At 38.5% G+C, this 19,778-nt stretch carries 21 protein-coding genes; 16 read left to right on the forward strand and 5 right to left on the reverse strand.

Annotation, left to right across the window (positions count from 1 at the left end; genetic code table 11):
* Positions 1 to 39 precede the first annotated feature (39 nt).
* Positions 40 to 1,701: a glycerol-3-phosphate dehydrogenase/oxidase gene (locus tag AC5KOD_RS20435; protein WP_496916438.1), complete on the reverse strand. Its 1,662-nt coding sequence runs from the start codon at positions 1,699 to 1,701 to the stop codon at positions 40 to 42.
* Between the two features lie 298 nt (positions 1,702 to 1,999).
* On the opposite strand from AC5KOD_RS20435, the gene hemH reads away from it, so the two are divergent.
* Both hemH and AC5KOD_RS20445 read left to right on the forward strand, forming a co-directional pair.
* Positions 2,000 to 2,950 (forward strand): ferrochelatase, encoded by a 951-nt coding sequence (gene hemH, locus AC5KOD_RS20440; RefSeq protein ID WP_496916439.1) that lies wholly within the window; start codon positions 2,000 to 2,002, stop codon positions 2,948 to 2,950.
* Between the two features lie 21 nt (positions 2,951 to 2,971).
* The gene (locus tag AC5KOD_RS20445; RefSeq protein ID WP_496916440.1) at positions 2,972 to 3,745 is read left to right on the forward strand and encodes an HAD-IIB family hydrolase; all 774 of its coding nucleotides are present in this window, start codon (positions 2,972 to 2,974) and stop codon (positions 3,743 to 3,745) included.
* Here the strand turns inward: AC5KOD_RS20445 and AC5KOD_RS20450 are convergent.
* Entirely contained in the window at positions 3,730 to 4,155 is a 426-nt protein-coding gene (locus tag AC5KOD_RS20450; protein ID WP_496916441.1) for a ribonuclease HI family protein, read from the reverse strand. The genes AC5KOD_RS20445 and AC5KOD_RS20450 overlap by 16 nt on opposite strands.
* Before the next feature lie 91 nt (positions 4,156 to 4,246).
* On the opposite strand from AC5KOD_RS20450, the gene AC5KOD_RS20455 reads away from it, so the two are divergent.
* Positions 4,247 to 4,699 carry an EbsA family protein gene (locus tag AC5KOD_RS20455; RefSeq protein ID WP_496916442.1) on the forward strand — a complete coding sequence of 151 codons (453 nt, stop codon included), beginning with the start codon at positions 4,247 to 4,249 and terminating at the stop codon, positions 4,697 to 4,699.
* Positions 4,700 to 4,723: 24 nt separating this feature from the next.
* Here AC5KOD_RS20455 and AC5KOD_RS20460 read toward each other — a convergent pair whose 3' ends face one another.
* The gene (locus tag AC5KOD_RS20460) at positions 4,724 to 4,930 is read right to left on the reverse strand and encodes a cold-shock protein (protein WP_496916443.1); all 207 of its coding nucleotides are present in this window, start codon (positions 4,928 to 4,930) and stop codon (positions 4,724 to 4,726) included.
* A gap of 258 nt (positions 4,931 to 5,188) precedes the next feature.
* Between AC5KOD_RS20460 and AC5KOD_RS20465 the strand changes: the two genes are divergently transcribed.
* Positions 5,189 to 6,850, forward strand: a complete 1,662-nt coding sequence (locus tag AC5KOD_RS20465) for a formate--tetrahydrofolate ligase (protein WP_496916444.1) — start codon at positions 5,189 to 5,191, stop codon at positions 6,848 to 6,850.
* 54 nt (positions 6,851 to 6,904) lie between these two features.
* On the opposite strand, the gene AC5KOD_RS20470 is transcribed toward AC5KOD_RS20465, so the two are convergent.
* Together AC5KOD_RS20470 and AC5KOD_RS20475 are read right to left on the reverse strand one after the other, a co-directional pair.
* Complete coding sequence (locus AC5KOD_RS20470) at positions 6,905 to 8,206, reverse strand: sensor histidine kinase (RefSeq protein WP_496916445.1); 1,302 nt, start codon at positions 8,204 to 8,206, stop codon at positions 6,905 to 6,907.
* Positions 8,206 to 8,883: a response regulator transcription factor gene (locus AC5KOD_RS20475; protein ID WP_496916580.1), complete on the reverse strand. Its 678-nt coding sequence runs from the start codon at positions 8,881 to 8,883 to the stop codon at positions 8,206 to 8,208. Before AC5KOD_RS20475 ends, AC5KOD_RS20470 begins: the two co-directional genes overlap by 1 nt.
* Before the next feature lie 182 nt (positions 8,884 to 9,065).
* Here AC5KOD_RS20475 and AC5KOD_RS20480 point away from each other — a divergent pair, with 182 nt between their 5' ends.
* The 12 genes from AC5KOD_RS20480 to pyrC all read left to right on the forward strand — a co-directional run bounded on the left by AC5KOD_RS20480 (position 9,066) and on the right by pyrC (position 19,777).
* Positions 9,066 to 9,791 carry a polyphosphate polymerase domain-containing protein gene (locus AC5KOD_RS20480; protein ID WP_496916446.1) on the forward strand — a complete coding sequence of 242 codons (726 nt, stop codon included), beginning with the start codon at positions 9,066 to 9,068 and terminating at the stop codon, positions 9,789 to 9,791.
* Entirely contained in the window at positions 9,781 to 10,458 is a 678-nt protein-coding gene (locus AC5KOD_RS20485; RefSeq protein WP_496916447.1) for a DUF4956 domain-containing protein, read from the forward strand. The genes AC5KOD_RS20480 and AC5KOD_RS20485 overlap by 11 nt, the downstream gene beginning before the upstream one ends.
* Before the next feature lie 13 nt (positions 10,459 to 10,471).
* The gene (locus AC5KOD_RS20490) at positions 10,472 to 12,322 is read left to right on the forward strand and encodes a carbohydrate-binding domain-containing protein (protein ID WP_496916448.1); all 1,851 of its coding nucleotides are present in this window, start codon (positions 10,472 to 10,474) and stop codon (positions 12,320 to 12,322) included.
* Between the two features lie 151 nt (positions 12,323 to 12,473).
* Positions 12,474 to 12,599, forward strand: coding sequence for a hypothetical protein (locus tag AC5KOD_RS20495; RefSeq protein WP_496916449.1), 126 nt, complete (start codon positions 12,474 to 12,476; stop codon positions 12,597 to 12,599).
* A gap of 178 nt (positions 12,600 to 12,777) precedes the next feature.
* Positions 12,778 to 13,161, forward strand: a complete 384-nt coding sequence (locus AC5KOD_RS20500) for a hypothetical protein (protein ID WP_496916450.1) — start codon at positions 12,778 to 12,780, stop codon at positions 13,159 to 13,161.
* A 54-nt stretch (positions 13,162 to 13,215) separates the two neighbouring features.
* Positions 13,216 to 13,878: a CBS domain-containing protein gene (locus AC5KOD_RS20505; protein WP_496916581.1), complete on the forward strand. Its 663-nt coding sequence runs from the start codon at positions 13,216 to 13,218 to the stop codon at positions 13,876 to 13,878.
* Entirely contained in the window at positions 13,860 to 14,330 is a 471-nt protein-coding gene (lspA, locus tag AC5KOD_RS20510) for a signal peptidase II (protein WP_496916451.1), read from the forward strand. The genes AC5KOD_RS20505 and lspA overlap by 19 nt, the downstream gene beginning before the upstream one ends.
* Before the next feature lies 1 nt (position 14,331).
* Entirely contained in the window at positions 14,332 to 15,234 is a 903-nt protein-coding gene (locus AC5KOD_RS20515; protein WP_496916452.1) for an RluA family pseudouridine synthase, read from the forward strand.
* Positions 15,235 to 15,492: 258 nt separating this feature from the next.
* Positions 15,493 to 16,032 carry a bifunctional pyr operon transcriptional regulator/uracil phosphoribosyltransferase PyrR gene (gene pyrR / locus AC5KOD_RS20520; protein WP_496916453.1) on the forward strand — a complete coding sequence of 180 codons (540 nt, stop codon included), beginning with the start codon at positions 15,493 to 15,495 and terminating at the stop codon, positions 16,030 to 16,032.
* Positions 16,033 to 16,227: 195 nt separating this feature from the next.
* Positions 16,228 to 17,508 carry a solute carrier family 23 protein gene (locus AC5KOD_RS20525; RefSeq protein ID WP_496916454.1) on the forward strand — a complete coding sequence of 427 codons (1,281 nt, stop codon included), beginning with the start codon at positions 16,228 to 16,230 and terminating at the stop codon, positions 17,506 to 17,508.
* Between the two features lie 52 nt (positions 17,509 to 17,560).
* Positions 17,561 to 18,487, forward strand: a complete 927-nt coding sequence (locus AC5KOD_RS20530; RefSeq protein ID WP_496916582.1) for an aspartate carbamoyltransferase catalytic subunit — start codon at positions 17,561 to 17,563, stop codon at positions 18,485 to 18,487.
* 3 nt (positions 18,488 to 18,490) lie between these two features.
* Positions 18,491 to 19,777 (forward strand): dihydroorotase, encoded by a 1,287-nt coding sequence (pyrC, locus tag AC5KOD_RS20535; RefSeq protein ID WP_496916455.1) that lies wholly within the window; start codon positions 18,491 to 18,493, stop codon positions 19,775 to 19,777.
* Position 19,778 lies beyond the last annotated feature (1 nt).

The following is a 19,778-nucleotide window of genomic DNA, read 5'->3' on the forward strand; positions in this document are numbered from 1 at the left end:
TTAAAAGCGATCACGATATTTTTCGTGATCGCTTTTAATTTAGTTATTAAAGGTTAGATGTTTCTCAATTTCTTTAGTTGTCTCAGCTAGCATTTGTTCTTGATAGCTGCCTGTCCATTGGTAAAATTTCCCCATCTCGATAACGACCTGTTCTTTGATAGCTTGGCAACGCGGCATATCGAAGAGCATGTAACTCGTTCTTCGCAGTAAAAAATCAATTGGATGGAGACACATTTCATGTTCTAAAGCGTAGCGCAATCGGACATAATCAGAATCAGCTAGTTGACTGCTTTCAGGGACATCTAATAAGTAGGCGAACAAGTCAATCACATTTGAACCATAACGTTTGACGAGTGTGCTGGCATCACGATGTGTTAAATGAAATTTTTCAATTCCAATTTTAACAAATTCTTTGACATAGCGTTGATAGCCGTCGCTACCACCAACATCTCCGCCAGATAATCGTAGAGTCTTTGTTCGACATTTTATAAAGAGACGACCATGCTCCTTGCAAATGTCTCGTAAAACAGTATCAACAATTTCTTTTGACATGTGTCGATAGCCAGTTAATTTTCCTCCTGCGATGGAATATAGGCCACTATCAGAGTGGAATATTTCATCTTTTCGAGAAATTTCTGATGGGGATTTTCCTTCCTCATGGATCAGAGGTCTGACACCAGCCCATGCAGATTCGATATCTTTTGAAGTCAGTGGTGTAATTTCAAACATTTCGTTTGTTGCAGCTAGCAAGTAATCGACGTCACTTGAGTTGACGTTCACATCTGTTGGTGATTGATTATAAACGGTATCGGTTGTCCCAACATAGACTTTACCGTCTCGAGGGATGGCAAACATCATGCGACCATCGTCGAATGGTGTATCAAAGTAGACGGCGTTCGTTAACGGAAAACGACTACTATCAAAAACGAGATGAACGCCTTTAGTTAAATGGAGGTAGCTATCTTCTTTTGAGTGATCCATTTCTCGGAGGCGGTCAACCCAAGGTCCTGCTGCATTGATGATTCGTTTGGCATAAATTGGGTACTCAATGTTGTCAATTAAGTCGCGAACTCTAACCCCAATAATTTTTCCAGTTGAGTTACTATAAAGGAGTTTTTCAACTTTTGTGTAATTCGCGATATAGGCACCAAATTCTTCGGCCTTTTTTAGAACCTCTAAAGTCAGACGGCTATCATCCGTTCGATATTCAACATAAACGCCACTCCCTTTGAGACCTTCAGCACGAATATAGGGTTCTCTTTTAATTGTGTCGTGAGGGCGTAACATAAATTTCCGTTCATGCTTTTCTACCTGAGCGAGTCTATCGTAGACATCTAAGCCGATAGCTGTGGTAAAAGGACCAAAGGACCCGTCTTGATAGAAAGGTAGAACCATTTTTATGGGAGTAGTTATGTGGGGGGCATTTTCATAAACAATGGCGCGCTCACGACCGACTTCAGCAACTGTCTTGACTTCAAATTGTTTGAGATAACGCAGTCCACCATGAACTAATTTAGTTGAGCGACTTGAGGTGCCAGAGGCGAAATCGTTCATTTCTACTAAGCCAACTCCCAGCCCACGACTAATTGCGTCAAGTGAAATCCCTGCACCAGTGATGCCACCACCAATGATTAATATATCAAGAGGCAAGGCGGACATTTTTTTTAGGTGCTCTCGTCGATCTTTCCATGAAAAACTCATTCAAAAAACCTCCTTCATTGTATTGAAACGGGGTGTTCTTACGGCACATCTTATCTTCAGTATACCGTTCCCTATGAGATTTGTATATTAAGAACCGTTAATAAAAGAGACTAAAAACAGTGGGAAGATAATGGAATTTTTGCTATACTAGATGACGGTATCACTTAGATGATAATTAGTGGTAGGGGCGTCACAGTGAATTGCAGCGTTAGAAAGAGTTGGTGGTGAGTATGGCTCTATTTTTTTGTCAGTCAGGCTTAGTAGTGATTAAATTAAGGCGATTAAGAGGAGGAAGACAGTGAAAAAGAAAAAGGGAATTTTACTTGCTAATATTGGAACACCAGATAAGCCAGAGCCACAAGAGGTCAAGGCGTACTTGAAGAAATTTTTAGGAGATCGTCGTGTTATTGACACGCCTCGCTGGAAATGGCTCCCTATTTTACATGGGATTATTTTAAATACACGGCCTAAAAAATCGGCCGCTTTATATAAAGAAATTTGGACCGAAGAGGGGTCACCGTTGTTGGTTTACACTAAAGCTCAGACTGACTTGCTTCAAGAACGGTTACCTGACTATTTAGTAGCATATGGTATGGGCTACAGTTCGCCAACAATTTCAGAAGCCTTAGCAGAAATGGCTCGAGCTGGCGTAGAGGATATTACTGTTATTCCTTTGTTTCCTCAGTATTCTACGACAACGACAGCATCAGTTAATGATGCTGTGTTTCGTCATTATTTAAAAGAAGAAAATATGCCGACGTTACATTTAGTCCGTGATTTCGCGACTCACCCGCTGTATATTGAGTTATTAGTCAACCAGATAAAAGAAGGAATAATCGCGCACCAACCTGATTTATTGGTTATATCTTATCATGGGATTCCAATCAGTTATGTGGAAAAGGGGGACCCGTACAAGGAACAATGTCAGGCGACTACTGACGCGATATTCGCAAAATTAGACTTAGAAATTCCGTGGTTAGTTGCCTTTCAGTCAACCTTTGGTAAAGCGGAATGGATCAAACCAGCACTGGATCAAACCCTGATGGGACTACCAGACAAAGGGACTGAAAATGTGTTGATTATTACACCTGGATTTGTATCAGATTGCATCGAAACAATTGAAGAAATCGAGAGTGAAAATAGAGGATACTTTATGGAAAATGGTGGAAAAATCTTTAATTATATTCATCCTTTTAATGATGATCCGCGATTCGTCCAGTTGCTTAAAGCGTTAGTAGAAGAGCGCTAATAAAAAAAGGAGTTGATTACGATGGCTAAAAAGTATTTTTTCTTTGATATTGATGGTACGTTAACTGATCGTGATACAAATCAGATTGTGCCTTCAGCTCAACGCTCTCTTGTTGAGTTGCAAGAAGCAGGTCATTTTGTAGCAATAGCTACTGGTCGCGCTCATTATAAAGCACGTCCTTTTATGGAAGAAGTCGGTTTACAAAATATGGTATGTGCAGGTGGGGCAGCTTTAGTGATTGAGGGGCAGCTAAAACAAAATCGGCCAATGGATTTGCTGAAAGCACAAGCCATAATTAAAGAAGCTGATGAGTTAGGATATGGCGTCTTATTGAGTTTAGATGATTCCCATGTTGTTTATGCTAAAAATGATCTTTTTCGGCAGCAAGTAGGGGGGCGTCAAGAAAAAACGGATTATGTGATTGATCCAACTTTGGATTACGATGAGTTATCGAGTGTATATAAAATGTATTTTTCTATTCCTAAGAAGGAAGAAGCTCGTCTGACTAAAAAGGATCAGCTTGGGCACTTGCGATTTGTCCCAGAATATCTAATGTTTCAATACGATGAAAAACATCAGGGAATCCTCGATATAATGAAAAAAATCGGTGGATCATTAGAGGATGTCGTTGTTTTCGGTGATGATACAAATGATTTGGTTATGTTCGATTCACAGTGGCTAAGCATTGCTATGGGAAATGCTTGTCAGGAATTAAAACAAAAAGCTGATTATGTGACAGAGACGAACGTTCAGGATGGTATTTATAACGCTTGTCAGCATTATGGCTGGTTGTGAGTCTTTTTGGCTATTTTTAACGCTTTTTGCAACCCTTGACGAGCTAAATTATCAGCTCCTTTATTGTCTTTTTCTGGTACCCACTGAACAATTAAAAGGGGAAACTCTGAATAAAGTGTTCTGATTCGCTCTAAGTAAGGTAAAAATAGCGGATTTCCTGTGTAATCTTTTTCAATTGTTTGAGCGACAACTTTGCTGTCAGTATAGACAAATGTCGTTTGTTCATTCAGGCCCTTAGAAATGACGTCCAGAAGAGCTAATTCTAAAGCAGCAAATTCTGCTTCATGGTTAGTAAGAGTGGGGAGTGGGGCGCTCAATTGCTGATAAAGATTAGTGGCAATTAGTTGAAATCCTGCGCCGCTTATGCCGGGATTTCCTTTTGTAGCGGCGTCGACATAAATTTTTAACATATTAAGACCCGTCCTTTTACGTTAATATTTTTTATTTCCTAAAGAATATGGTAGTATAATACTATTAGTTGATAGTTTGTGAGGTACTTATGTGGCTAAAAAAGAATTGAATCAAAAATTTAGGTGGCAACCTGAATTAGCAACCAGCATTATTTATTGGTCCGTGACTTTTGGTACCTTTTTCCTTAGTTTAATTGCCATTTTAGAGGCTTTAGGCTTAAGCTTTTTAAGTGTGTTGTTCTTTGTGCTTTTTTGTTTACTTGTCTATCTAGGCCAATTACGGCATTTTATTATTAAAGATGATAAGGTTATCGTTTATACTATTTTAAAAAAGAATCGCTATGAATTTGACTTTAATAAGGTAAAAAAAATCTCTCTAGGAGCTTTTGGTATGACTTTTGTACTTGATGATTTTGATGAGATAAGTGAAACGGACCGAACCTTTTTAATGTCTAAAAAGACGACTGCGACATTTATATCAGCGTTAGAGCAATCAAACAATTTTAAAGGAAATATTGTAAGTATTAAAAAAAGTGTTGGCTAATTTTGAGCCGACACTTTTTTAGTTTTATTCTTCTATAGCAGATACGTTGGTTGCTTGCAACCCACGATGTCCTTCTTTAATTTCAAATTGAACGTGTTGATTGTCTTTTAAACTCTTGAAGCCGTCACCTTCAATACCGGTAAAATGAACAAAGATTTCCTCGGTGTCATTATAAGAAATAAACCCGTAGCCTTTTTTTGCATCAAACCACTTTACAACGCCTTCAGTCATTTTACATTCCCCCGTCGCATAAATTTTAAGCTAAACTCATTATAAAGATTAATAGAGCAAAGGTCAAACAATCTATGAAAACTAATGAGTAGATAATGCTATTTTCTTTTTTTAAGGTTATAATAGGATCGTGGTGTGAAAGCCCTTAATTGTTTATTTTTGAAAGAATCACGATTATTTTACTTGAACTAAAGAAAAAAGCGTTAGAGAAATAGTGTATTTGGCTAATAAACGCATGTATTCGAGAGAGGGATTAATGTGAAAACAATGAATGAATTGGATCAACTGGCGTCAATGAGTCCCATTATTGAGGTTGCTCAAAAGTTGAATTTACTAACGGATGAGGTTGAGCAATACGGAAAATTTAAGGCGAAAGTGGATGTTAGCGCTTTAGAGAGACTTGAAAAAAAAGAGGATGGTAAATTAATTCTTGTGACATCGATCACGCCAACGAGTGCTGGTGAAGGCAAATCAACGGTGACGATTGGTTTAGGAGATGCTCTTAATTCGATTGGTAAGAAGACGGTGATTGCTTTGCGTGAGCCTTCACTTGGTCCGATTATGTCGACGGGGAGTGGGACAGGTGGTGGCTATTCTCAGGTGATGCCAACTACGGATATACATCTTCACTTTACTGGTGATATGCATGCAGTGACAGCTGCGAACAATATGTTGTCGGCGTTAATTGATAATCATCTTTATCAGGGAAATGAGTTGGAAATTGATCCAAGACGAGTGATTTGGAAACGTGTTTTAGATATAAACGATCGTGCCTTAAGGCAAATGATGATTGGTTTAGGTGGGGTGGTTCATGGTGTTCCAAGAGAGGAACAATTTGAAATAACGGTAGCCAGTGAATTAATGGCAGTTATCTGCTTGGCGAAAAATATAACCGATTTAAAAAATCGTGTCGGTAATATTATTATTGGCTATACATATAGTAATGAGCCAGTGACAGTCAGTGATTTAAAAGCAGAAGGAGCTGTCACGCTATTATTGAAGGAGGCAATTAATCCAAATCTCGTCCAAACATACTACCATACACCAGTTTTTATTCACGGAGGACCTTTTGGAAATATTGCTCATGGGTGTAATAGTGTGATTGCAACGAAACTAGGGCTTAAATTGGCAGATTACGTTGTGACAGAGGCTGGTTTCGGAGCGGATTTAGGCGCTGAAAAATTTTTAGATATTAAGGTACCTATCTTAGAAAAAGCACCAGATGCCATTGTTATTGTGGCTACGATTCGTGCGTTGAAGCTACATGGCGGTATTGCAAATGATGAATTAACGATTGAGAATCCGCAAGCTATTCAGATGGGCTGTGCTAATTTAGAAAAACATGTTCAAAATATGAAAAAATACGGTTTACCAGTTATTGTGGCAGTTAATCAGTTTTTAAGCGATACAGATAAAGAAATTGCGTTGTTAAAGAGGCTATGTGATGAAATGGGTGTTTTAGTTGAAGTCACTTCTTGTTGGTCAGATGGTTATAAGGGGAGCATTGCTTTAGCTGAGAGAGTGGTTGAGATGATTGAAGAAGAATCTAGTGATTTTGAAGCGGCTTATTCTTTTGGGATGACTATTGAAGAGAAGGTTGAGACAATTGTGAAAGAATTGTACGGAGGAACCGGAGTCGTTTTTACAGATCAGGCAATTGCTCAAATTGCTATTTTTAAAAAGTATGGATGGGATCGATTGCCGATTTGTATGGCAAAAACGCAGTTTTCCTTGTCTGATGATTCAAAAAAATTAGGACGCCCAACGGATTTTACAGTCGTAATTCGTGAGCTAGTACCTAAGATGGGCGCAGGATTTATCGTTGCATTTGCAGGAGACATCATGACGATGCCTGGTTTGCCAAAAGAGCCAGCAGCATTAAAAATATCGATTGATTCTAATGGCTTAGAAAAAAGATAAGTTCATATAAAAAGTGGCTGGGAGCCAATTATTACTAACTCCCAGTCACTTTTTTTAATCTATTGGCAACATAATGCTGAAAATACTGCCTTTTGGTTGATTGGTTTTGACACTAATTTTTCCTTGGTGCATATCCACAATTGATTTTGCTATGGATAAGCCTAAGCCATACCCCCCTGTTTTTCGTTGCCGAGCGCCATCTTCACGGTAAAATCGTGTGAATAACTGCTCCGTGTTAGCTGATTTAAGGCCGATACCTGTATCACGAACTTCTATGAGCCAGTACTTTGAGTTGGTTTCAGAATATACTGTAATGGTATCTTCGGCGCGAGTATATTTTAGGGCATTATCGAGCAAAATGATTAAAAGCTGGGTCATTAACTTTGTATCAAATGAAACAGTTTGGAGATGGCCTAATTCAAGTGACATGACTTTATTTTGACTTAAAGCAATATCTTGATAGGGCTCGCAGGTTTTAATGAGAAAGCTTTTAACATCAGCCAGCTTACGGTCTATAATCAATTCGTTACTATCCGATCGAGCTAAAAGTAACAAGTCATTTGTTAATTGATTGAGGCGACGAGTTTCATTAAGAGTTAGGGCAATATCTTCTGATTCTTCTAAAATAGTATGAGTTGGGTTGGTGAAAAGTTTTTCCAATTTGGCTTGAATAATCGTTAATGGGGTTCTGAGCTCATGAGAGGAGTTCTCAACAAATTCTTGCTGACGTTTCCATGAGGCAAGAATAGGCGCCATATTAACTTTCGCTAAGTAATAGCTAACTGCTATGGAAAGTAGCCAAAAAATAATCATGCAGCCGATTAACACTTGCTGGAAAAAGTTCATACTCTCTTCAAGTTGATTGGTATTAGAAATAAACTGGATGTAGGCAACCTCATTATTGTCAACTTTTTTTGTAATAGAACGAAAGTTAATTTTTTGTTTGTAGCTATCTTCTACATGAACGGCTTCAATTTGATTTAATTTTTGTTTATTAAAGGTTAGATTAGCCATGTCACTGTATCGATTACCTAGAGCATCTTGATTTAAAATATTACCTGTTTTCGACCATAAAACGACCTGGACTTGAAAACTATTGGGTGGTTTCAAATCGTGAGGCTTTGTGTTATTAGAAAATTTAGGTGCTGTACCTAATTCACCCATGTCTCCTTTGGTTAACTCTTGTTGAATAAAAGCTGTGTTGCTCGAAATGGCTTGTAATTCCTCGTCGATGTTGCTGTAAAGTGACTGGTATAATACTCGGTTTACAATGATTCCTAACAGTAAGAAGATAACTCCGAAAGCCAGAACATTTCTCATAAAAAAAGAGCGGCGTTGTTTAAATTCAGTTTTCATTAGGCGTTATCTCCTAAGATATAGCCAACATTGCGAATGGTCTTAATCAAGACATCGGAGTTGGCTTGTTTCAATTTTTTTCGTAAATGGCTCATATAGACTTCGACGACCGTATAGGATGTTTCAGAATCAAAGCCCCAGATGCGTTCGAAGATTTGTTCTTTTGTTACAATTTGTTTTTTTTGTTTAATTAAATAAACCAATAATTCAAATTCTTTCCCTTGCAATTCTAGTGGGCTATCATTAACGGTTACAATTCGACTTGTTAATTGACAGTCTGTGTTGTGAAAACTTAACTTTTGCTCAGCTGATAACCCTAAACTGCGTTTGAGCATAGCTTGTACCCGTAATAATAATTCTTCACGGTGGAAGGGCTTAGTTAGGTAATCATCTGCTCCTTGTTGAAAGCCTTTTATCTTGTCTTCTAAGCTATCCTTGGCGGTTAAAAATAAAACTGGGGTTTCATTTGACTGACTGCGTAATTTTTCTAAAATGCTGTAGCCATCAAGTCCAGGTAGCATAATATCTAAAACCAATAAATCAAAGTGGTTTGATTCTGCTTCGTATAATCCTTCATCGCCATCGTGAATTTGAGTGACAGTTCCGATTTCTTCTAATATTTCAGCGATACTGCCTGCCAAAATTTCATCATCTTCCACTAGTAAAATAGAGATCATCATACTCATAGTAGGTCCTCATTTCTTTTTTAAGAGTGTGTCTATTGTTATTAATTCATAAACACTTCTTATTTAATAACTATAACAAATTAAACTTAAATGAGTCTTAAGCCAGGCTTTAAGGTTCATTTATGGTAAGGGAGTTAGTCTAAGGATATCACAAAACGAAAGAGTGACTCAATATGACTAAACTAAAACATATGTTCCAACGAAAAGAAAAGAAATACATTCTCAGTTATGATGAGTTTGAACGATTGCAAAAAGAAGTTAGCGCTAATTTAATTGAAGATGAGTATGGGTTACATACAATTTCTTCTCTGTATTTTGATACAGCTGATTATGGGCTGATCCGTGCTTCACTTGAAAAACCAGATTATCGGGAAAAATTTCGGTTAAGAGCCTATGGTGAACCAACTAATTCGACATCCGTTTTTTTAGAAATTAAGAAGAAGTATGCGGGAATTGTTTATAAACGTCGTGTTGCAATGCCATTAGCTGAAGTGGCGGATTATATCAAAGAGCCAAGTCAGAAGTTCTCTAGTGGTGTTGAGCAACAAGTTAGTCGGGAAATTAGTTGGCTTTTAGCTCGCAAGAAATTGGAGCCTAAAGTGTTGATAGCTTATGAACGTCGCGCTTTTTATGCCCCAATCGATCCAGAATTTAGAGTAACATTTGATTTTAACATTCGTTATCGGCAAAAGGATCTACAGTTGCTTATTGGGACTGAAGGAGAACGTGTCGCACCTGAAATTGATGTTTTAATGGAAGTCAAGGCTTTAGGTGCTTACCCTATTTGGTTCGCAGATGCTTTAGCAACGTTAGCAATTTACCCTGGGTCGTTTACGAAATACGGTCAAACTTATCAACGATATTTATTCAAAAAGGAGACGTTTCAACATGTTATCTAGTTTATTAGCCAATAATACAGAAAATATTACAATGGTGCAATTATTACTATGCACACTCAGTTCAATTATTTTAGGCGTTTTTGTCGCCTGTATTCACATGTATCGCAATGTTTATAGTAAGAATTTTATCGTGACTTTGGCAATTTTACCTGTTCTGGTTCAGTCAGTGATTATGCTAGTAAATGGAAATTTAGGTACTGGAATGGCCGTTTTAGGTGCTTTCAGTCTAATTCGATTCCGTTCAGTGGCAGGAGGCTCACGTGAAATTACAAGTATTTTCTGGTCGATGGGTATAGGGCTGGCGACTGGTATGGGATATATCATTTATATCGCTGTTTTTTCAGTCATTACAGGTGTGACTTTAATTATTCTTCAACAAACCAATTTTGGTAAGCAGTCAAAAGTTTCTAACCGTTTAATTAAAATTGTGATACCAGAAGATTTAGACTATCCTAATTTATTTGATGATCTATTTGTTGAATACACCCATGAAGCAATTCTGGATCGAGTAAGGACAACCAATATGGGGAGTCTTTATGAATTATGTTACAGTGTCATGCTGAAAGATAGTCAATTAGAAAAGGAATTATTAGATAAAATTAGGGTCAGAAATGGAAATTTAACTGTGACATCTGCTAAGATGGCGACGAATCGAGAAGAGTTATAAAAAGGATGTGTTTATGATGAGAAATCGACAAATAAAAAAAATTCTGCTATTAGTGACCGTGTTAATATTAAGTGCGTGCCAAAAAGTAAGTAATGAGGCATCTAGTTCAAGCGAAGTGGCTGAGTCCACGGATTCAGCCAAAACAACAGACCTTGCCATAACGAGTGAGTCACAATATGGAGTTTACAGTGATAAGGATTTAAAAGAAGCGACAAATGATGAAGCGACAACGACCATTACCCTAGAAGAGGAATCCGCTTCAATTGAAGGCAAAGGGGCTACGTGGAAGGATAAAGTGGTAACCATTACTGAGGCAGGAACTTACTTAATTAGTGGGGAATTAAAAGAAGGTCAGTTAAAAATTGCAGCTGATAAGGACTCTGCTGATGTTCGCTTGATTTTTAATGGTGTCACTCTCAGTAATAGTCAAACCTCACCTGTTTACGTTGAAAGTGCTGATAAAGTTATTATAACCTTGGCCAAGGGATCTGAAAATAGCATGACTGATAATCGCAAGCTTAAGGCTGAGAGTGACGAGACAGAACCAGATGCGACTATATTTAGTAAAGAAGATTTAACGTTTAACGGTCAGGGGAGTCTAACCGTAACGAGTGCTTATTATGACGGAATTAGAAGTAAAGATGATTTAGTTATGGTTAGTGGGACGTATCAGGTGACAGCTGTCAATAATGGGATCAAGGCAACTGATTCTTTGTCAATATTGGCTGGTAATTATACCGTTCAAGCTGAAAATGATGGGTTACAAGTGAGTAATACGACTGATACAGCACTAGGCTGGATAGCTCTTGATGGCGGGAATTTCAATTTGGAAACAGGACATGATGGCATTCAAGCGGAAACTAGTGTAAAAATATCTGACGGAACTATCAAGATTGAGGCTGGTGGTGGAGCCAGTGGAAGTAGCAGTGAGACTGAGAGTTTTAAAGGGATTAAGGCTGGTGGGCTTCAAATTAATACAGGACAATTTGAGATAGATTCAGCAGATGACGCGATTCATACAAATGGTTCTGCGGTAATTGAGAATGGTGAATTTATGTTGACGTCTGGAGATGATGGTATTCATGCTGATGAAACCTTAACCATAAAAAATGGGACAATTACTGTTGCTGAATCATATGAGGGGCTAGAAGCTGCAGATATAGTGATTGAAGATGGGACTATTTCAGTGACGAGTAGTGATGATGGTCTGAATGCAGGCGGTGGCAGTGATGGAACGGAGGAAAAAGGCGGATTTGGGCCTGATTCTTTTGAGAGCGCCGGTGATTATTCTATTACTATAAATGGTGGGATGATGTTTATTGATGCAGAAGGAGATGGTATTGATTCTAATGGAGATGTGATTATGACAGGCGGTACGGCTCTAGTAAGTGGACCAACTAATGGTGGAAATGGTGCACTTGATTATGAAGGAAGCTTTACTCTCAGTGGTGGTGTGCTGATGGCCGCTGGGAGTAGTGGCATGGCTCTGCTACCAAGTGATAATTCTAGTCAAGCATCAATTGGGATATACTTTGACAATAGTCAAAATGCGGGACAAGTGATAAATGTTGCCGGTGCAAAAGGGAATAATTTAGTAAGCTTTGCGCCAACTAAAACGTATCAACATGTGGCTATAAGTTCGCCTGATATCAAAAAAGGCAGTAATTATACAATTTCTGTTGGAGGAAAACTTACAACTGATACTCAATTTGGGTTTGCTGCTAATAGTAATTATCAAGGTGAAAATTTACTGAGTCTTTCACTTGATAGCATCAATACCTCTGTTTCACAATCAGGAGAAGCTGTGTCTGGCAATCAGATGGGGCACGGTGGAGGCCGTGGTGGGGGTCAGCCACCAAAATAGGTTTATAAAAATGACTGGTGCGTTCGAAAGACCTGGTTATATTAAAAATATTACAAAAACAATAAGTAATTGTTAAAAAAGTCGTGCACGGTTACAATCTTGCATCTTATGGGCTATACTATTGGTAAGTAAGGACGAGGACGTGACAGACATGAAAAAAGTTGAGGCAGCCATGTACAAATGCGGTTATCTTGTTGGTCGATTATTTATTTATTACCCTAAGGCGTTAAAAAATGGGTTACAACGTGAAAAAGGCTTGAATCAGAAAAAAGTCTAAATTATTTTGGTCAAATAGAGTGTATCCACTTCATTCTATTTGGCTTTTTTTGATGTTTACTGTTATTATAGGAAGGGATGAACTAGTAAACTGATGATTAAAAATGATCAATTGACCCCATCAGCTGCATGGTGCGATGATTTGGAGCTCGGATCTGGATAGAAAGAGGAGATACGCAATGAAAGTAACATTAACAAGGAAAACAGGCTTTTTTGGCATGGGTAGCCCACTGAAAGTCTTTAAGGATGGTCAACAACTATTTTTACTCTCTAATGATGAGGTTAAGGAATTTGAAATCGCTGAAGAATCGGTCAACTTAGATGTAAAGTTTTCATTTTTAAAAAGTGAAACGGTTGAACTCGCTAATAGCGTTGATGAGAAGCAGTTACGGGTTATCATTAATCCTAATATCTTAAAACTATATATGTCATTATTTACTCTGATTTTTATTTTGCCTATTATCTTTAAATCTTGGGAATTAGGTGTAGGAATATTAGCTATCTATGTTATTTTTGTGGCAATAATGTCGCGTAAATTTTATGTAATTGAGGAGCTTGAATAGGTGGGAGAACAAGCTGATAGATTTTTAGCAGCCTTTAATCGAATTGAAAAGTGGATGCGAGATCAGAGTGATGCACCAACTAATATGGGATTTAGTGAATTGGTTCGTCGTTTATCCAAGCGTAAAGACTTACTTGTTCGCCGCTATCAGGATGATTTAATAGAAATAGCCCAGTTGCGAAATGCGATTGTACATGATCGCATTAGCCCTGATTTTGTGATTGCTGAACCGAATGAATGGATTATTGAGAAGTTGAGGAAGATCGAGGCGGATTTGACTCAACCAGAGAAGGTCATTCCTCGTTTTAAGAAACATGTAACGGGATTTGATAAGCATACCAAGCTGACAGCTATATTAACAATTATAGCTGAAAAACGCTATTCTCAATTTCCGATTTATGACAGCGGAAAGTTTTTAGGTTTGGTAACGGCACATGGCTTGGGTATCTGGATGGCTATGCAGGATCATGAAACAAGTATTCGGATTAACGGACAAACTATTCAAGTGGTTTTGGAAAGTGATCGTAAACGGAATAACTACCGTTTTGTTGATGAAAATACGTATATTTTTCAAGCGGTGGCGTACTTTTTAAAGGACCCGACTATAGAGGCCCTCTTAATTACAAAAGATGGCAACCCAGATGGAAAGTTAATAGGTATTATGCGGCCGAAAGAAGTTTTCCAAAATTACTATGAAGAATGGGGGAACTTAAATTGATTATTTATTTAGTGATAGCCGCGATTATTGTTGGGTTCGATCAGCTTGTAAAATGGTGGGTAGCGTCAAATATTGCATTTGGTGAGACGGTTTTTCATAACCCTATCTTATCATTGACGCATATTCGCAATGAAGGAGCTGCTTGGAGTATTTTAGAAGGTAAAATGTGGTTCTTTTATATTGTTACAGCGGTTACGTCAGTCGTTGTTTTATATTTTCTCTATAAAAATCAAGGAGAGAGTAAGTGGTTACTTGTAGGTTTGGCATTAATTTTAGGAGGTGCCATTGGAAATTTTGTTGACCGATTGCGGTTAGGATTTGTGGTTGACATGTTTCAGGTGGAATTCTTTAATTTTCCAATTTTTAATGTAGCTGATATCGCCTTGACAATCGGTGTTATTTGCGTCTTTATTTACATCATACTTGACGAAAAAACAGATAAGGTGAAATGATATGTTAGAAAAATTAGAAGTGACAGTAGATGGCCAAAAAGGTCGTCTCGATAAGGTATTAGTAGAAATATTGCCCCAGTTTTCCCGTTCTCAAATTCAACAATGGATCAAAGACGAGTGTGTGGGGGTTAATGGAGAGATTGCGCGTGCTAATTACAAAGTGAAAGATCAAGATTTTGTTGAGATTAATCGACCGAAACCAGTGGAGCTGACGGTTGAAGCAGAAAATATTCTTTTGGAAATAGTTTATGAAGATGAGGATGTAGTGGTCATCAATAAGCCTCAAGGAATGGTTGTGCATCCTTCTGCAGGACATCCAACAGGAACTTTAGTTAACGCATTGTTGTATCATATAAAAAATTTATCAAGTATCAACGACGTGATTCGGCCTGGGATTGTTCATCGAATAGATAAAGATACCTCTGGTTTATTGATGGTTGCTAAGAATGATGCTGCTCATGAGTCTTTGAGCAAGCAGCTAAAGGATAAAACAGCTACTCGTAAATATCGTGCTCTTGTTCATGGTGAAATTCCTCATGAGAAAGGGACTATTGATGCTCCGATTGGACGCTCAAAGGTTAATCGTAAATCACAAGCTGTGCTTGAAGGTGGAAAACCTGCGGTGACTCATTTTACTGTTTTAGAACGTTTTAAAGAGTATACATTAATTGAGTGTCAATTAGAAACAGGTCGTACGCATCAAATCAGGGTTCATATGCAGTATATTAAGCATCCGGTGGCTGGTGATCCGTTATATGGTCCTCGTAAAACCTTAGAAGGAAAAGGCCAGTACCTGCACGCTCAAACTTTGGGTTTTATACACCCTAGAACTGGGGAGGAATTATTTTTTGAAACACCGATTCCAACTTTATTTGCAGAAACTCTTAAAAGTTTAGAAAAATAGATTGCATTTTTCGAGAATTAGCGATACACTATGTTAGAAGAAAAATTTAATAAATATTCACCTTTAAGAATTAGTCCTGTGAGACTAAAAAGGCGCACAGTTATTCCTTAGGAAAACTGTATTTAAGTGAAACTAACTACTTAACTCCTGCCTTTTTGAGGTAGGAGTTTTTCTTTGTGTCAAAGGCGAAGACCGCCAGTACTTAGGGGAAGAAATGAACTATGTAAATAGTTAAGAAAAAAGAGAGGAGTATCACCTATGATTGAAAAAGAAGTGATCGATAATGTCACGATGAAACGCATCTTAACACGGATTACTTATGAAATAATTGAACGGAATAAAGGGGTTCAGGATATTGTCTTAATCGGGATTAAAACCCGAGGAATTTTTATTGCACAGCGAATTGCTGAGCGTATGAAGCAATTAGAAGGGTTGGAGCTACCTGTTGGCGAGTTAGACATTACGCTTTACCGAGATGATAAAGGTCAAGAAATTGAAGCTAAACCAGATTTATCTGCCTCTACCATTCCTTTTTCAGTGGAAGGTAAGCATGTTATTTTAGTAGACGATGTATTATACACGGGTCGAACGATTCGTGCGGCTCTTGATGCTGTGATGGATTTTGGTCGACCTGAGAAAATTTCTTTAGCTGTATTAGTGGATCGAGGTCACCGAGAGTTGCCAATCCGAGCTGACTTTGTTGGTAAAAATCTACCAACATCGGCTAAAGAAGAAGTGGTTGTTGAAATGGAAGAGGTAGATAAGAGAGATCGTATCTGCATTGCTAAAGAAAATTAAATATGCTTTTTAATTGAGTCCAGAGAGACTGAGAAGAGCAATCATTCGCAATGACTGGTAACCAGTCTAACTTTGGCGAAGTGAATTGTCCCTCATGTCTTTTGACATGAGGTTTTTTGTTAGAAAAAGAAGTGATACAAGACATTATTAAGTAGGTTATTTCTCAAGATGAGATGACCGAGGAGGAATAAGTGAATGAAAGAGTTTAGAAATCCAGATGCAGTTTTAGATATTAATGATAAGCCGAAGCCGTTACAATGGTTTGGTCTAAGTTTACAGCATTTATTTACCATGTTTGGTGCGACGGTCTTAGTACCAAAATTAGTTGGGTTAGACCCAGGGATTGCGTTACTTAGTTCAGGATTAGGGTCGATTGTTTACATGTTAGTAACGAAAGGCAAAATTCCAGCGTATTTAGGAAGTAGTTTTGCATTTATAACAGCTATGCAGATGTTAATGGCTGATAAAGGTGCGGGTTACCCAGCGATTGCTCAGGGTGCCATGACGACGGGGCTAGTATACTTACTTGTGTCATTCTTGATTAAGAAATTTGGTTCAAAGTGGTTAGATCGGTTGTTACCTCCGATTGTTGTTGGCCCAGTAGTAATGGTTATTGGTCTTGGCTTAGCAGGAAATGCGGCGAGTAATGCGATGTATACGCCGACTGGCGAGTACAATACTACATACATAATCGTGGCGTTAGTCACCTTGATGTTAACGATTATCTTCAATATGTATTTAAAAGGATTTTTGGGCTTGTTGCCAATCTTACTAGGGATTATCGGCGGTTATTTAGTCGCTCTAGGATTCGGAATTGTTGACACGGAGTTAATTAAAAATGCTCCCTTATTCGCTATGCCAGATTTTGAAATTCCTTTTGTTAACTATCAGCCGAAGCTTCATCTAAGTGCAATTTTGACAATGGCACCCATTGCTTTTGTAACAATGACTGAGCACATTGGGCATTTGACAGTTCTAAATAAATTAACTAAGCGGAATTTCTTCGAATCACCAGGGTTATCACGAACTCTATTCGGCGATGGTTTAGCACAAATCGTGGCAAGTCTAGTTGGTGGACCTCCTGTAACAAGTTATGGTGAAAATATCGGTGTTTTAGCAATTACTCGAGTTCATAGTGTTTTTGTACTAGGTGGGGCTGGGGTATTAGCAATCGTATTAGCTTTTATCGGCAAAATTAGCGCAATTATTACGAGTATTCCTGGGCCAGTTATTGGCGGCATCAGCTTTGTGCTATTCGGGGTTATTGCTTCAAGTGGGTTGAAAATTTTGATTGATAACCAAGTGAATTTTGATCAGAAGCGTAATTTACTAATTGCTTCGGTGATATTAGTTGTTGGAATTGGCGGACTTAAATTTGAGTCTGGAGCATTTGCCTTATCAGGAATGGCATTAGCAACCCTTTTTGGAATCATTCTTAACTTAATTTTACCAGCTAAAGCCTTGAGTGAAGAATAGTCGTAAGAACTTAATTTAACAGATAAAGCAAAAAGAAAAGTGGGGTTAGATGATGATTATTACAAGAGAACAAGTTAGTTTAAAACATCTATTAACAGTTGAAGCGTTAAGCGATCAGGAAGTCTTAGGATTAATTCGGCGTGCTCAGCAGTTTAAGAATGGTGATAATTGGAAACCAAAGCAACGCCAGTTTTTTGTAGCTAATTTGTTTTTTGAAAATAGTACTCGAACTCACAAAAGTTTTGAAGTCGCGGAGAAGCGTCTAGGCCTTGAAGTTATTGAATTTGATACATCAACGAGCTCGGTTACTAAAGGAGAATCGCTTTACGATACAGTTTTAACAATGTCAGCGATTGGTGTAGATGCCTGTGTTGTACGGCATCAGGAAGAAAATTACTACAATCAGTTAATTCAGAGTAATACAATTACCAGCTCAATTATTAATGGAGGGGATGGCAGTGGTCAACATCCTTCTCAGTGTTTGCTTGATTTATTGACTATTTACGAAGAGTTTGGTGGTTTTGAACAGTTAAAAGTAGCGATCGTTGGGGACATTAATCATTCACGAGTTGCCAAGTCTAATATGCAAATGTTGAAACGCTTAGGGGCACAAGTCTTTTTCTCTGGCCCACCTGAGTGGTTCGACAAAAAGTTTCAAGCATATGGCACCTTTTTACCGTTAGATGAGTTAGTTGAAACGGTCGATGTTATGATGATGTTACGGGTTCAACATGAGCGTCATGATGGCACTGAAAGCTTTTCAAAGGAAGCGTATCATACGCAATATGGATTGACGGTTGAACGGGCTAAGCGAATGCAGTCTGAGGCGATTATTATGCATCCAGCGCCAGTTAATCGAGATGTCGAACTGGCTGACTCGTTGGTTGAGAGCATTCAATCACGGATTGTGCAACAAATGAGTAACGGTGTTTTTATGCGAATGGCAATTTTAGAAGCGATCTTAGAAGGGAAGGCGTAAGTAATGGCTAAATTAATAAAAAATGGTGTAATGGTTAATCGTCAGAACGAGTTGATAAAAAGTGACATTTGGGTAGAAGAAGGTAAAGTTAAGGCAATAGGTGTTAACTTTGAAGCAAGTGGTGTTTCATTTGATGAAGTAATTGATGTTGCGGGAGCACTGATTACTCCAGGTCTGGTTGATGTTCATGTCCATTTTAGAGAGCCGGGCTTTACCTATAAAGAGACGATTGAAACTGGGAGTAAGGCTGCTGCACGCGGTGGTTACACGACAGTTTGTGCGATGCCTAATCTTGACCCAGTTCCTGATACCGTAGCGCGCTTTGCAGAGGTTCAAGCTATTATTGATCGCGATGCAGTGGTTAAAGTTTTGCAATATGCGCCAATCACTGAAGAGTTACGGACTGAGGTTTTGGTGGATATGGCTGGACTAACGAAAGAGGGAGCATTTGCTTTTACGAATGACGGCGTTGGTATTCAAACTGCTGGTACGATGTATCTTGCGATGAAGGAAGCGGCAAAATACAACCGTGCGATTGTTGCTCATACTGAGGATGAGTCGTTACTCTTTGGTGGGTGTATGCACAAAGGGAAAGTTTCTGAGAAACTGGGGCTACCTGGGATTATGAGTGCAACAGAATCCTCACAAATTGCTCGTGATATTTTACTAGCAGAGGAGACGGGTGTTCATTACCATGTCTGTCATGTCTCAACAAAGGAAAGTGTAAGAATCATTCGCGATGCTAAACGGGCAGGTGTTCATGTTACGTGTGAGGTATGTCCGCATCATCTGATTATGTCGGAAGAAGATATCACGCAGGATCATGGTAATTTTAAGATGAACCCACCGCTACGAGGAACAGATGATCGTCAAGCCTTAATCGATGGCCTGTTAGATGGGACCATTGATTGTATAGCGACGGACCATGCGCCACATGGTCATGAGGAAAAAAATCAGACCATGACAAAAGCGCCTTTTGGAATTGTTGGCAGTGAGACTGCTTTCGCTTTGATGTATACGGAATTTGTTGAAAAAGGAATCTTCACTCTAGCACAAGTCGTTGATTGGATGACTATTAAACCAGCCGAGCTATTTAACTTAGAGGCTGGACAATTAACGATTGGTGGCCCTGCCGATTTAGCTGTCTTCGAACTTGCGACTAACTATGCGATTGATGAGACAGAATTTGAATCTAAATCCACTAATACACCATTCGTTGGCAAGCAGGTCAAAGGTCGGACATTGTTGACGTTAGTTGATGGTAAAGTGGCTTGGAAACAGGGGGAATAGC

Source organism: Vagococcus sp. WN80Y (assembly GCF_059621045.1).

Excerpts from the sequence above, each read along its gene's own strand:
- AC5KOD_RS20435 (WP_496916438.1), bottom strand. The coding sequence starts at position 1,701 with ATGAGTTTTTCATGGAAAGATCGACGAGAGCACCTAAAAAAAATGTCC.
- AC5KOD_RS20445 (WP_496916440.1), top strand. The coding sequence starts at position 2,972 with ATGGCTAAAAAGTATTTTTTCTTTGATATTGATGGTACGTTAACTGAT.
- AC5KOD_RS20450 (WP_496916441.1), bottom strand. The coding sequence starts at position 4,155 with ATGTTAAAAATTTATGTCGACGCCGCTACAAAAGGAAATCCCGGCATA.
- AC5KOD_RS20460 (WP_496916443.1), bottom strand. The coding sequence starts at position 4,930 with ATGACTGAAGGCGTTGTAAAGTGGTTTGATGCAAAAAAAGGCTACGGG.
- AC5KOD_RS20470 (WP_496916445.1), bottom strand. The coding sequence starts at position 8,206 with ATGAAAACTGAATTTAAACAACGCCGCTCTTTTTTTATGAGAAATGTT.
- AC5KOD_RS20475 (WP_496916580.1), bottom strand. The coding sequence starts at position 8,883 with ATGATCTCTATTTTACTAGTGGAAGATGATGAAATTTTGGCAGGCAGT.
- AC5KOD_RS20480 (WP_496916446.1), top strand. The coding sequence starts at position 9,066 with ATGACTAAACTAAAACATATGTTCCAACGAAAAGAAAAGAAATACATT.
- AC5KOD_RS20485 (WP_496916447.1), top strand. The coding sequence starts at position 9,781 with ATGTTATCTAGTTTATTAGCCAATAATACAGAAAATATTACAATGGTG.
- AC5KOD_RS20490 (WP_496916448.1), top strand. The coding sequence starts at position 10,472 with ATGATGAGAAATCGACAAATAAAAAAAATTCTGCTATTAGTGACCGTG.
- AC5KOD_RS20495 (WP_496916449.1), top strand. The coding sequence starts at position 12,474 with ATGAAAAAAGTTGAGGCAGCCATGTACAAATGCGGTTATCTTGTTGGT.
- AC5KOD_RS20500 (WP_496916450.1), top strand. The coding sequence starts at position 12,778 with ATGAAAGTAACATTAACAAGGAAAACAGGCTTTTTTGGCATGGGTAGC.
- AC5KOD_RS20505 (WP_496916581.1), top strand. The coding sequence starts at position 13,216 with ATGCGAGATCAGAGTGATGCACCAACTAATATGGGATTTAGTGAATTG.
- lspA (WP_496916451.1), top strand. The coding sequence starts at position 13,860 with ATGGGGGAACTTAAATTGATTATTTATTTAGTGATAGCCGCGATTATT.
- AC5KOD_RS20515 (WP_496916452.1), top strand. The coding sequence starts at position 14,332 with ATGTTAGAAAAATTAGAAGTGACAGTAGATGGCCAAAAAGGTCGTCTC.
- pyrR (WP_496916453.1), top strand. The coding sequence starts at position 15,493 with ATGATTGAAAAAGAAGTGATCGATAATGTCACGATGAAACGCATCTTA.
- AC5KOD_RS20525 (WP_496916454.1), top strand. The coding sequence starts at position 16,228 with ATGAAAGAGTTTAGAAATCCAGATGCAGTTTTAGATATTAATGATAAG.
- AC5KOD_RS20530 (WP_496916582.1), top strand. The coding sequence starts at position 17,561 with ATGATTATTACAAGAGAACAAGTTAGTTTAAAACATCTATTAACAGTT.
- pyrC (WP_496916455.1), top strand. The coding sequence starts at position 18,491 with ATGGCTAAATTAATAAAAAATGGTGTAATGGTTAATCGTCAGAACGAG.